12 protein-coding genes are annotated in these 12776 nt (G+C 41.6%); 6 read left to right on the top strand and 6 right to left on the bottom strand.

The window, feature by feature from the left end; genetic code table 11:
• A complete protein-coding gene (locus ACW6QP_RS10825; RefSeq protein ID WP_457910886.1) occupies positions 1–2640 on the top strand; it encodes a cation-translocating P-type ATPase in 2640 nt (879 codons plus the stop codon).
• On the opposite strand, the gene ACW6QP_RS10820 is transcribed toward ACW6QP_RS10825, so the two are convergent.
• The 3 genes from ACW6QP_RS10820 to ACW6QP_RS10810 are packed head-to-tail and all read right to left on the bottom strand — an operon-like array spanning position 2637 to position 4675.
• Positions 2637–3398 carry an SDR family NAD(P)-dependent oxidoreductase gene (locus ACW6QP_RS10820; RefSeq protein WP_457910885.1) on the bottom strand — a complete coding sequence of 254 codons (762 nt, stop codon included), beginning with the start codon at positions 3396–3398 and terminating at the stop codon, positions 2637–2639. The genes ACW6QP_RS10825 and ACW6QP_RS10820 overlap by 4 nt on opposite strands.
• Positions 3379–4026, bottom strand: coding sequence for a phosphoribosyltransferase (locus ACW6QP_RS10815; RefSeq protein WP_457910884.1), 648 nt, complete (start codon positions 4024–4026; stop codon positions 3379–3381). The genes ACW6QP_RS10820 and ACW6QP_RS10815 overlap by 20 nt, the downstream gene beginning before the upstream one ends.
• A complete protein-coding gene (locus ACW6QP_RS10810) occupies positions 4019–4675 on the bottom strand; it encodes a dienelactone hydrolase family protein (protein WP_457910883.1) in 657 nt (218 codons plus the stop codon). The genes ACW6QP_RS10815 and ACW6QP_RS10810 overlap by 8 nt, the downstream gene beginning before the upstream one ends.
• 141 nt (positions 4676–4816) lie before the next feature.
• On the opposite strand from ACW6QP_RS10810, the gene ACW6QP_RS10805 reads away from it, so the two are divergent.
• The gene (locus ACW6QP_RS10805) at positions 4817–5269 is read left to right on the top strand and encodes a hypothetical protein (protein WP_457910882.1); all 453 of its coding nucleotides are present in this window, start codon (positions 4817–4819) and stop codon (positions 5267–5269) included.
• Here ACW6QP_RS10805 and ACW6QP_RS10800 read toward each other — a convergent pair.
• Both ACW6QP_RS10800 and ACW6QP_RS10795 read right to left on the bottom strand, forming a co-directional pair.
• The gene (locus ACW6QP_RS10800; protein ID WP_457910881.1) at positions 5229–7565 is read right to left on the bottom strand and encodes a glycosyltransferase; all 2337 of its coding nucleotides are present in this window, start codon (positions 7563–7565) and stop codon (positions 5229–5231) included. The genes ACW6QP_RS10805 and ACW6QP_RS10800 overlap by 41 nt on opposite strands.
• Positions 7562–8614: a glycoside hydrolase family 130 protein gene (locus tag ACW6QP_RS10795; RefSeq protein WP_457910880.1), complete on the bottom strand. Its 1053-nt coding sequence runs from the start codon at positions 8612–8614 to the stop codon at positions 7562–7564. The genes ACW6QP_RS10800 and ACW6QP_RS10795 overlap by 4 nt, the downstream gene beginning before the upstream one ends.
• A gap of 176 nt (positions 8615–8790) precedes the next feature.
• Here ACW6QP_RS10795 and ACW6QP_RS10790 point away from each other — a divergent pair, with 176 nt between their 5' ends.
• Positions 8791–9090 (top strand): HPF/RaiA family ribosome-associated protein, encoded by a 300-nt coding sequence (locus ACW6QP_RS10790; protein WP_457910879.1) that lies wholly within the window; start codon positions 8791–8793, stop codon positions 9088–9090.
• A gap of 40 nt (positions 9091–9130) precedes the next feature.
• Here ACW6QP_RS10790 and ACW6QP_RS10785 read toward each other — a convergent pair whose 3' ends face one another.
• Positions 9131–9628 carry a DUF456 domain-containing protein gene (locus tag ACW6QP_RS10785; protein WP_457910878.1) on the bottom strand — a complete coding sequence of 166 codons (498 nt, stop codon included), beginning with the start codon at positions 9626–9628 and terminating at the stop codon, positions 9131–9133.
• Positions 9629–9840: 212 nt separating this feature from the next.
• Between ACW6QP_RS10785 and ACW6QP_RS10780 the strand changes: the two genes are divergently transcribed.
• The 3 genes from ACW6QP_RS10780 to ACW6QP_RS10770 are packed head-to-tail and all read left to right on the top strand — an operon-like array spanning position 9841 to position 12774.
• Positions 9841–10203, top strand: coding sequence for a BlaI/MecI/CopY family transcriptional regulator (locus tag ACW6QP_RS10780; protein WP_457910877.1), 363 nt, complete (start codon positions 9841–9843; stop codon positions 10201–10203).
• Positions 10203–11639, top strand: coding sequence for a M56 family metallopeptidase (locus tag ACW6QP_RS10775; RefSeq protein WP_457910876.1), 1437 nt, complete (start codon positions 10203–10205; stop codon positions 11637–11639). The genes ACW6QP_RS10780 and ACW6QP_RS10775 overlap by 1 nt, the downstream gene beginning before the upstream one ends.
• Positions 11632–12774 carry a tetratricopeptide repeat protein gene (locus ACW6QP_RS10770; protein ID WP_457910875.1) on the top strand — a complete coding sequence of 381 codons (1143 nt, stop codon included), beginning with the start codon at positions 11632–11634 and terminating at the stop codon, positions 12772–12774. The genes ACW6QP_RS10775 and ACW6QP_RS10770 overlap by 8 nt, the downstream gene beginning before the upstream one ends.
• The last annotated feature ends 2 nt before the right edge of the window (positions 12775–12776 follow it).

Below are 12776 nucleotides of genomic sequence, written 5' to 3'. Positions count from 1 at the left end.
ATGCAGCCAGATAGCTTTCACAGTATTGCGCAGGAAGAGCTGCTATCCTATCTTGACTCAGATCCTGAGACAGGAATTTCAGGAGTAGAAGCTCAAAAGCGCCTGGAAAAATATGGGCCTAACCGCCTGAGGCAAACCAAACCCAAAAATGTTTGGCTTATACTTTTCGACCAGTTTCTCGATCCTATCATTTATATTCTTGCAATAGCTATGATCCTGGCTTTTGTTTTCGGGGAGTGGCTGGAAGGGATAGCGGTTTTGGTGGTGATTCTTATTACTGCACTTATCGGATTTTTTATGGAATGGCAGGCTATACGTTCGGTTGAAGCTTTGCAGAAAATGGTTCAAACCCAGGCCAATGTGCTTAGAGATCGTAAAATTCTTCATTTACCAGCGGCCTCTCTTGTTCCCGGAGACATCATTATTCTTGAGGCCGGGGATGTAATCCCGGCCGATGCCCGTGTGCTGGAATCACAGAGCCTTGCTGTAAAAGAGGCCGTGCTTACGGGGGAGAGCAATCAGATTGAAAAAAATCCCGGAGAATTACCTCAGGAATGCATTCTTGCAGAAAGGAAAAATATGCTCTACAAAGGCACCATAGTGGCCAGGGGCGCAGGCAGGGCAATTGTTACCGAAACCGGAGATAGAACCGTGGTGGGTCAAATAGGCGCTCTTACCCGGGAGGCAGAAAAAGCAAGCACTCCCTTAGAGAAAAAGCTGAAGCATTTAAGCAGGTGGCTAATATGGTTAACCCTTGGAATGGCCATTCTTATTAGTATTTCGGGGTACCTGCAGGGAAAGGATCTTATGCTTATGATTAAAACCGGGATTGCCCTGGCTGTGGCTGCAATTCCTGAAGGGCTTCCCATCGTGGCTACTATTGCTCTTGCCCGCGGAATGCTGAGGTTGTCTAAAAGAAATGTGGTAATTAAAAAACTGGAAGCCGTGCAAACCCTGGGGGAAACCGGGCTCATCTGTACCGATAAAACGGGGACACTCACCGAAAACCGCATGAGCGTGCAAAATATTGTCATTTCTACTTCAGGAGAAATTAAAATTTTTGAAGCAGAAGAAATCAATAGCCTGGAGGGGAATTGGGCATTTGAACGATTGCTGGAAGTCGCAATCTTATGTAATAATGCACGTCCTAAAGACGGGCAGCTAAACGGCGATGCGGTTGAAATTGCCCTGGTAGAATTTGCTGAAAAATCAGGTCGCGAACACGCCCAGCTAAGGGAAGAATTCCCTAAAATTCTTGAAATCCCTTTTGATGCAGAGATCAAGAAAATGGCCAGCCTCCATAAGTACAAAAATCAATATTTGGTTTGTGTAAAAGGGGCGCTGGAAGCGATTTTGCCCGGTTGCGATAAGATTCTTGAGGGAGAGAGGCTTATAGAATTCGAAAACAAACAGCAATGGCTCGAGCTGGCCAACGAAATCGCATCTGAAGGAATCAGGATTCTGGCCTTTGCCTACCGAGAAGATTCGGCTAAACCCGATTATGATTTTCTGATGGAAAATTTGGTTTTTTTAGGAATGGCAGGATTTTTAGATCCGCCGCGAAAAGATATAAAACAAGCTATCGATACCTATAAAAATGCCGGAATTCGCGTGGTGATGATTACCGGCGATCACCCTGCCACTGCAAAAAAAATTGGGGAGGAGATAGGATTGATAGATGAAAATGATGATGCCGAGGTAATATATGGAGGTGATCTTGGCGATTTTAAAACTTTGGATGAAGCGACTAAAACTCGATTGTTAAAAGCCCCAATCTTTTCAAGAATGGTTCCCCGGCAAAAACTGGAACTGGTAGAATTTTATCAGGAAAATAATGCCATTGTAGGAATGCTGGGCGACGGAGTAAATGATGCGCCGGCCCTGAAAAAAGCCGATATAGGCATAGCTATGGGAATTCGTGGCACCGAAGCAGCCAAAGAGGTGGCCGATGTAATTCTTATGGACGATAAGTTCACTTCTACAGAACTGGCCATTAGACAGGGTCGCACTATTTTTGAAAATATCAGGCAATTCGTGGTGTTTCTACTGTCCTGTAATCTGGCCGAAATTATATCGGTAGGCCTGGCGGCTTTAAGCAATTTACCAATGCCGCTTTTGCCCTTACAAATTCTCTTTCTGAATTTAGTGACCGATGTTTTCCCCGCCCTGGCATTGGGAGTAGGGAAGGGCGACCCTCAAATTATGAATCAACCTCCCAGAAAACCAGAAGAACCTATACTTACCAGGAAATTATGGACCTCAACCCTTATTTATGGAATTTCAATAACTGCTGCTGTATTAGGAATAACTATTTATGCGCATTTTATACTGGAGGCCTCTGCAGCGGTGGTTAATAATATGGCTTTTTACACCTTAATCTTTGGGCAGTTGCTCAATGTTTTCAACCTGCCTTCCCGTAAAGCTCATTTTTTCAGTAATGAAGTCACCAGAAATATCTGGGTTTGGTTAGCATTGCTGCTAAGCCTTGGGATAATGGTTGTGGTTTATTTTATTCCGGTAATGGCCGAAGTGCTTTCGCTGGTTTACCTGCCGGCAGAGTATTTTATCCTGGTTTTGATTTTTGGTCTTGGATCCCTGGTACTCAGTCAAATCCTGAAACGATTTGGCCTGACTCATTAAAGCAGGTTCATCCCACCATCTATAACCTGAACAGTGCCGGTAAGGTATTTACTGGAATCCCCGGCCAGGAACAGGGCCAGCTCAGCAACTTCAGCAGAAGTTGCATATCGTTGAAAGGGGATTTCGTGTAAAAAACCTTCTTTAGCCTGCCCGGGATCATCTGGTGAAATTTGCGATTCTACCGAGCGCATCATGCGGTTATCTACAGGCCCGGGATGAATAGAGTTGACCCTTATTTTCCTCGGCGCAAATTCAATAGCAGCGGTTCGCATTAAACCTATCACTCCGTGCTTGCTGGCCACATAAGCGCTAAGCCCGCTAAATCCCTTTAAACCGGCAACCGATGAGGTAATCATCACGCTCCCGCCATCCTGCATTTTCGGAATTACCATTTTACAGCCAAGCCAAACCCCTTTGAGGTTTACAGCGATTACTTTATCGAAAGCCTCCTCAGGATAATCTGGGAGTGGACTAACTTTTCCTTCAATTCCGGCATTGATGAAAAAGACATCTATTTTTTCAAATTCCCTGAGTGTAAAATTCAGAAATGCTTCGGTATCTGCAGAACTGGAGACATCGGCCTTAAACCATTTTAAATTAGGGTTATTCAGCTCCCTGGATGCCTCTTTTAAATTATTTTCATCAAGATCTACGATCACAACTTTAGCTCCCTCCTTTAGAAATAAATTTGCAGTAGCCAGGCCAATTCCGCCTGCACCTCCCGTGATTATTGCTACCTTATTTTCGAGTGTTTTCATAACCTTTATCTTTAAATTGATTAAAAATTGAGATAGCTTCCTTATCGCTAACCGGTTCAAAATCTTCATAAAATTGACCTACAGCTCTAAAATTAAAGGGGGTTTCCAGGCATATCAAATCGGTCACGTACGGATGTTCATATAAAGCCTCCACACTTTGGGGTGGACCTACCGGGATAGCTACGATGATGGCTTTGGGAAGCTTCTGTTTAACCAGATCTATGGTGAGAAGGAGCGTATTTCCGGTGGCGATTCCATCATCGGTAATAATTACTACTTTGTCTTTTAATGGGTATTCCTTCTGATTGGAATAGTACTGTTTATGTCGCTGTTGAAGTACGCTTCTTATGCTTTTGATCTCATCTTCCAGGTATCTGGCCGATACTCCTGCATCGGCTATAATCATCTCATTTTCTAAACTCACCGCTCCAATTGCGAACTCTTTATTGAAAGGATGCCCAATTTTTTTTGAAAGTGCAACTTCGAGAGGCAGGTTCAGCGAATTTGCGATTTCTGCCCCCACCGGCAAGCCTCCCCTGGGGATGGCAAGTACCACAGCATTTTTATTTTTAAGATGCTGTAATTGTTTGGCCAGTAGCTGCCCGGCTTGAGTGCGATTTTCAAACATTTTTTTTGATGAGATTTTGTTCAAACCAATCCAGGGCGAGAGCTGTGACTTTCTCCAGGGCACCCGCTTCCTCGAAAAGATGAGTGGCACCCGGAATAAGTTCAAGTGCTTTTTTACAGTGCATTTTCTCAAGCGCGATTTGATTCAATTCGATAATGGCGGGATCCTCTCCTCCAACGATAAAAAGTGAGGGGGTAGAAAGGTTATTAAGATCTTCATCGTGGGCCAGATCGGGTCTTCCTCCCCGGCAAACCAGGGCAATGATCTTATCTCCTAATTTTGCGGCTGCACTAATAGCCGGGGCTGCTCCCGTGCTGGCACCGAAAATAGCCTGTTGCAGTTGTTGGGTTTCGGGAAGTATGCTTAAAAAATTACTGGTAGCAATCAACCGTTTTGTAAAAAGTGAGGTATTGAAGCGCTTTTCATAATCCCGGTCTTCGTTTTCATTGATCAAATCCAATAACAGGGTAGCCATCCCGGCCTGTTGAAGTCTTCTAGCCACGAAATTGTTACGGGGAGAATAGCGATTGCTTCCGCGGCCGTGAGAAAATATAATAATGACTGAAGCAGCCTCTGGAATTACCAGGTTGCCCTGAATCTCACCTTTCTTCAGCGGGATATGGATTTCTTTAAATAGAGTATTGCTCATTTTTCAACCTGCTTGAATTCTAAATTTAGTAAGAAGTTAGCTTCAGTAAAATGATATTTGTCAGGCTGTTTAGGATGATTTTAGTCATTTTTTCAGTGACTTTTAGAGTTTAATTTAGAAGCTAATAAACACCCTGCAGCTATGAACGAATTTCGTAAACGTCCCAAAGGCAGTTTTCTTTCAGAAGCCTCCTGGTCTGAATTATACGTGCTTACCCGCTATTGGAAATCTGATCTTGAATTCTACAGGGAAGACCTCACATTTCTCAATAAATTAATTCAGAAATATTTTATCTGGATTAGCACAGATGAGAATTATAAGGAGGTTGGTAAATTACAGGCTGAACTTAAAAAAGTCGCATTCCAAAACCAGGACCTGCTCGAGAAAACCAAAAAGCATCTGCTTCAATTGGGTTCTATGATAGAGAATGAAACCGAAGAAAACAACGGCAGATTATTTCGTATCGAACACGAACATCTGGAAAACGAAATTGTAGATTTCGTTAAGGCCTTTAGAGAAAACCGGCGCGAGGTATTCAAGATCACAGAAAAGGTTATTGATACCGAGGATCTTTCGGGCTTAATGAGCTCTTAAAATCTTCAGCAAATTTTGAGCGTCTGGATTTTCTGTCATAGCCTGCTTTTTTGAATTCAGGAACAGGGAACTCCTGTGTTGTTAGGTCTTCAGAATTTTTAAGTTTTTCCATAAGCAGCCTGGCCAGCAAATAACAAATGCTCGATTCTGCTCCCTGGTTGATATTTACATTTTTAGCCTCCAAACCATCAAAACAACCTCCGGTAGCGGGATTGTAAATGATTTGATTTAAATGATTATCTCCCAAAAACCAATTAAATGCCTTCTGCATAAAACTTTTGTACTTAGGTCTTCCAGTTTCCTGATAAAACAGGCCCAGACTCTGCACCGTGGTAAAAACATCGATGGGCTGTTCTCCATACAGGTTAGGCTGTGTATTTTTATGGTACCAGCCGCGATTGGAGATGACCCTAAATTGCCCATCAACAAATATTTTTGACAACAGAAAATCGAAACTTTCTCTGGCAACCTTTTTATAAGCAACATCGCCGGTGGCTAAATATGCATAAAGCAGGGCCTCGGGTAAAATACTATTTGCGTAGGTCATATTTTCTTCAAACCAGTTCCAGCTTCGTTCCCGGTTTAAATCATAACGGGTAATAAGATGTGAAGCCAACTGATCGATTTTTGAAATAAATTCTGATGATTTTTGATTTTTATCGATTAGATACAAACCTTTTATCGCAAATGCGGCCGCACGCGGCGACATAAAACCAGCAAGCCAGGCTTCAGTATTTTTGAAAATTTTCCAGGCTTTATTGGTTAGATCTTTTGGAAGTAAAGCCCCGGCCGACATGCATTCTCCCAGGGCCCAGATAGCCCTTCCGTTAGAGTCTTCAAGGTTTACATAATCATTTTTAATATGCACCTTATTGTCAATATCTATATAATTCACAAAGTTACCCTCGGGTTTTTGGCAACGCTCAATAAAGTTGAGATAAATTCTCATATACTTGATCACCTTCTCTTTTCTGAAGATTTTATAATACCTGATCATAGCGATCAGGGCTCTGGCATTGTCGTCCAGGGTATACCCCGATTCGGGATCGGATTTGCTGAATTTTGAAAACTGAAGTATACCGTAACGACTGGTCATTTTAAATAGATGAGACAATTTGATAGCCGGTAAATCAAATTCAAGAACCGGTTGGGCCTGGATGATCTCCTGATATAATCCGGCGTGTTTAATCGCCACATTTTCCCAGGCTGAAGCCAATGTATATACAGTAGCATTACGACTCATTTGCTTGCGCCGGTTTTTATCGGCAATAAGGCTTATAGTAGCTCTGGCTAACTGCTCGTGGTCTTCAATAGGAATAATAATCCCCAAATCTGGGTTAAGGGTTTCCCGGGTATGAGCCACCGAGGTAGCGATGATGGGGCATCCACAGCTAAGCGCATACGAAAAAGTTCCGCTCACGGCCTGGTTGGGATCTTTTGAGGTAAATAAATATATATCTGAAGCCTGCAATAATCTCAACAAATCGGGCAATTCTACATATTTTTCAACAAAGATCACGTGTTTCTCCAGGTTCAAAATTTTTACCTGTCGCTTCAGAAAATCACCATATTCATCTTTGCCGTTTTTGATAAGATTAGGATGCGTTTTTCCAATGATTAAATAAAGAATAGAAGGTTCAAATTCAATGATTTGAGGCAAGGCCTTTAATGCGGTTTCTATGCTTTTTCCCGGCCCCAATAAGCCGAAGGTTGAAAGAACAGTACGCTTTTCAAGGTCAAACCGGGCTTTGATTTTTCGCTTTTCCACCCATTTTACAAGATGGGTACCGTGAGGAACATAGTGTAAGAGTGCGGGGTTTATATCATATTCCTGTTCTAAAATCTCAACCGATTTGCAGGTCATCACAAAAATTCCCGAGGCATAAGACGCCAGTTTATTAACCACTTCTCTCAACCTGGCATTGGGTTCAGGAAGTACGGTATGAAATGTAAATACCACAGGTTTGTTCAAAATGTCGAGAAAATCAAATAGATTTTCACCGTATTCCCCCGAAAACAATCCAAATTCGTGTTGAATATGCACCAGGCTTATTTCCATCGCCTGATTGATTTTCTGCGCTATTTGAGCATACTCCTTTTTGTTTTTAGGATTAAAACTAAAGGCCGGTTTTGCAATTAAGTTTTCTTCTGAAGCAAGTTCACAAGACTCGGGCGTAAAGCTCTGAGAGAATTTTTGGGAAAGCGCCTGCATAAGGTCGGTGGTGAAGGTGGCTATCCCGCATCGGGTAGGAGGAAAGCTTGAGACAAATAATATTTTTGAAGCCTGAATTTTCATGATTTGCTGGATTGTTGAAGAAGTTCATTAATTAATTCCTGAAGATGCACCGATGCCACCGCAATTCGCTCGTCGGCGGCACCGTAATAGATATAGAGTTCTTCCCCGAAAACTGCACTTCCACTGGGAAAAACCACGTTTTTTACCACACCATTTTTTTCCCAATCTTCTGTAGGGGAAAACAAGGGTCTCTTAAGTTGGGCAAGGACTTTGGTAGGATCTTCCAGATCCAGAAGGGCCGCCCCGGCGTGATAGATGAGTCCTTCCCTGGTAGATTCTGCTGCGTGATAGATAAATAGCCAGCCCCGGGGAGTGCGTAGGGGTGGGCAACCGCCACCAATATGGCTGCATTCAAAATGGTATCGGGGCCTAATAACAATGTGATTGCGAAGGCTTCTAATATGTTCCCTCCAGAAGTCGGCTGTGAGTTCAGCAGGATCATTAAAATAAAAGACCTGAATAGAAGGATAAAGCCTATGTAGAACTGCAAATTTTCCATTTATTTTTTCCGGAAAAAAGATGATGTTCTTATCCCAAACGTAAATTTTTCCTTTCATCAATTCCTCAATCCTATAGCGAATAAACATTTCGTAGAAGAAGAGGTGTTTTTCACTAATCTGCTCAAAGTTCTCCCGCATTAAAGCAGCATACTCCTCATAACCAATTTTTGGAGTAATGATGCCCTGTCTTTGGAAATGTCTCAGGTCTTTGCTGGTAGCATAGGCGCCAAAAACATTTATGCCATCATAGGCCGAATAACTTAGATAATAGGTGTCTTCGATTTTAACCAGCCTGGGGTCTTCGGTGCCTTTAAATTCATAATCGTTTTCCGGAAAAAATATGGGTTTATTGCTGCGTTCGGTAACTTCCAGAGGGCCTTTAAGTTTGCAATAGCCCAAAGTAGAAAAATTTCCTTCACGTACGGCCCGGTAGATCATATGCAGCGTATTGCCTTCCTGAACGATCGCGGGGTTTAAAACCCCTTGACTTTCAAACGAATTCCTGGTTTTCTCCAGAATGACCCCGTGTTTTCTTACTTCTAATGGCATCGCTTTTTGCTCTCAAAATCCTTCCTAAATATGATTTTAGAAGATGAGTTTGGCAATGATAAAAGTCAGGCTTGTAAAATAATTTTGAAGGATTTTGAAGTTTAAGCTTAAGCTGATGGCGGTCATATTTATGGCCGGCTGTCAAAGTTACCTTTGAAGCATAAAATATTCAGCATATGAACATCAATATACAATTCATCAAAACCAAAAGCAGCAGCCGGCTGGCCCATTTGGTAAGTGAACATTTACATAAACTTCAGGAGAAATATGACTGGCTCATAAGAGCTGAAGTTTATATCAAAACCGAAAATGATGCAACGGGCAATTCGCATATTTGCGAAATTGAGCTTAGCGCTCCCGGACCCCGCATTTTTGCAGCTTCAAAGGAAAATAGTTTTGAATTAGCCATCAAAAGTACCATCCTTGAACTTGAGCAGCAGCTTAAAAAAAGAAAAGCTGTGTTTATGACTCATTAAATACCCGGCCTGCCTGGAACCTTTTCAGGCAGGCTTTTTTTTAGAATAAGACTGCGCTGAATTCCCAGACCTTATATACAAACAAAAAGAAGAAGCCTACCGCCACTATAAATTCCATAAAAGTGGAAGCCAGCAAACCAATAAAAGAGCCAAATGCCGCCCGCACCGCCGACCTGGAATCACTTCTATTGATTATCTCTCCAATAAATGCACCTATAAACGCCCCGATTATTATTCCGAAGGGGATAGGGGTGAAGATCCCGATTACCAGACCAATGGTGGCGCCCCACATACCGTATTTGCTCCCGCCGTATCGCTTTGTGCCCACAGCCGGTATAACCAACTGCAGCACATAAATTAAAAGCGCGATCACAAAGGTGATCCCCAAAAAAGTATAGTTAAAAGGAACCGAAGGCGCAAGAAACAACATTAATAAACCCACCCAGCTCACCGGCACCCCGGGAAGTACCGGAAGAAAACTTCCAAGTATGCCTGTAATCATTAAAATCGCGCCAAGAATCACAAAAAGTAAATCCATTTTTCCTCTGTTTCAGGTGAAATTACAAATAATATAGATTGGTTAAATTAATTTTTTAACTAATTTATTAGGTAGAACTAAATAATTAGTTTTATATTAGCAGAGTTGAATAACTGATTATTCAGATTTAATTCAATCAAAACTGACATAAAACTTTAAATACAACCCGCTAAAACCCCCTCCCATTTGGGGAGGGTTGGGGAGGGGCTACTATGAAACAACTCACCAAAGCAGAAGAAGAGATCATGCAGATCTTGTGGAAACTGGGCAAAGCCAATGTGGCATCTATCATCGAAGAAATGCCCCAACCAAAACCCGCCTACAATACGGTTTCAACCATTGTGCGCATTCTTGAAGACAAGGGTTTTGTAGATCATGAGAAGAAGGGAAAGGGTTACCTGTATTTTCCGCTTTTGGAGAAGGAAACCTACAGCAGCCAGACTATGAATAAATTGATGAATTCATATTTCAACGGTTCTTTTAAAAGTATGCTTTCCTTTTTCATGAAAAAGAACGACCTGAGCACGCAGGAGCTGGAGGCTATTTTAAAAGAAATCGAAAAAGAAAAGGAGTGATGTTACAGTACTTTTTACAAATCATATTGTTTCAGCTGGCTTTTTTGCTCATTTATGAGCTTTTGCTGAAGAAAGAGACCTTTTTCAATGCAAATAGGGCTTATTTAATAATTACTCCTATTCTTGCGCTTCTGCTCCCATTGCTGAAAATTGAAAGCCTGGGGAGTCTTTTCCCTGCTGAAAGCGTTCAGGGATTCACACCGGTTTGGTTGCCTGAAGTTTTTATAGGTACACAACCGCAGAGCGTGGAACAACTGCCGGAAGTAGTCATTGAGAATAAAGGCTTCCAGATTAATTGGTGGCTGCTGACTTATGCGGTAGGCTTTTTTGGGGCATTAGCTATATTTTTAAGAAAGTTACATAGCCTTAACCGACTTTTCCGTTTCAGAAAGATTTCAAAAGAAAAAGATTTTGAGATTGTAGAAGTGCCTAATTCCAATATCGCCTGTACTTTTTATAAGACCGTGTTTTTAGGCGATAAATTAGAAGAAGCCGAAAAACAGCAAATTCTGTCCCACGAGCTGGTGCATATAAAACAAAAACACAGCCTGGATTTGCTCATTTTCGAGTTGCTTAAAATCGTCTTTTGGTTTAACCCACTGGTTTATATTTTTCAGAATAGAATCAGTAGCCTGCACGAATTCATCGCCGATGCCAGCGTGGTTAAAACCACCCAGAAACGCAATTATTACGAGCAGTTGCTCAACAGCGCGTTTAACACGCAGAATATTTCATTTATCAATCAGTTTTTTAATCATTCATTAATCAAAAAACGAATCATTATGTTACAAAAATCAAAATCGAAATCTATCGCGAAATTTAAGTTTTTAATCATCGTCCCGCTTTTACTGGTAATGCTTACTTATGTGGCCTGTTCGGAAGATTCTGAACAGATTAGCCAAAACGATCAAACCATCTCTGAAAAGATTGCTGAAATTAAAATGGCAATTGATAATGGCAAGGAGTTAACTAAGGAAGAAAAACAAGAATTTTTCCTTTTGATGCAGGATATTGTTGAAAAAGGTGATTTTCCTACTAAAAGTCAAATAGATTATTCGAATGCTTCTGATGTACCTTTTGCCGTAATAGACGAAGTTCCAGCTTTTGAAGGCTGTGAGGATGAGCAAAGTGATGCGAGAAAAGCCTGTACTTCGGAAAAAATCAAAAATTTTGTAAATGAAAACTTTGATTCAGATATAGGTGATAAATTAGGTCTTACCGGAGTTAATCGTGTAATTGTACAATTCAAAATCGATAATACGGGGCAGATAGTAGAAGTAAAAGCCCGTGCTGCAAAGCCAGAACTGGAAGAAGAAGCAAAACGTGTAATTGCTTCAATGCCAAAAATGACTCCAGGTAGGCACCAGGGAAATCCCGTTAATGTAATGTATTCTTTACCCATAGTTTTTCAGGTAGGAGATCAGACAAGTGAATAGATTTATTTTAATAGTTTTTTTACTGAGTTTTGCCGGGGCCGAAGCACAATCTTCGGCTTTGGCTGTTTCAGATAGTTTGGCTGCGGTTGGCGAGTACCGGCAGGCAATTGAAATTCTGGAAGCAAGCGGGCAGCAAAGTGAAAATAAACATCAAAAACTGGCAAAATTCTATGCGGCTTCGGGGAATTCAGAAAAGGCCATTCAGCATTACCGGCAATTACTGGAGTTAAACCCCAACCGACTCCTGGCGGCGATAGATTATGGGAATTTACTGGTGAAATCGGGTAAATTAAATAAAGCCGATAGCCTCTTTGAGAAACTTTCTGAAAAATATCCGGAGAATGCCAGGTTTTATTATCAGCGTGGGTTAATTAAAGAACGACAGCAGGATAGCACAGCGCGACGTTTTTATATGATGAGTCTTTCTTATGACAGGCAGCATCAGGGTGCGCTTTATAAAATTGCAAAACAGGAATTGCAATCCGGTCGCTATACGATGGCTGAAGTTTATAGCAAGCAGGGTCTGGAAGTCAACCCCAATAATGTTTCGCTGCTTTCAATCTTAGCGCAAACCTATTCGGCTATGAAGGAATACCGGGAAGCCATTCCGCATTATGAAAAATTGCTGGAGCTGGGGCAGGCAAGCGAATTTATTTATTCCAAACTCGGCTTTGCGTATTACCAGCTTTTCGATTATAAAATGGCCATCGAGAATTATAAAAATGCTCTCAGGATCGAGGACCGCAATTCTGCTACCCATTATAGCCTGGGGAAATTGTATGCGCAAACCGGAGATCTGGAAAAATCGGAAACCCATTTGCTGATGTCAATTTTAATCAAAAAGCAACCCGTAGATGCCGAATTTTTGAGTTTGGGACTTACGTATAAACTTCAGGAAAAACACAAAGACGCCCTGGAGTATTTTGATAAAGCCCTGGAAGAAAACCCTGACAATGAACGGGCGTTCTATGAAAAAGCGGTGGCTGCCGATAATTATTTTGAGGACCGGGAAACCGTTATTAATCATTACAAAGCCTATCTCAACAAATTTGAAAATTCTGGAAATGCAGGTTTGATTAGACTATCAAAAAACAGGATCAAAGATATAAGTCGGGAGATGCACCTTGAAAATTAAAG

This window comes from Salegentibacter haimaensis (assembly GCF_054121495.1).
The sequence above is the reverse complement of the archived record's forward strand: the minus strand, read 5'-3'. Positions and strand labels throughout refer to the sequence as shown.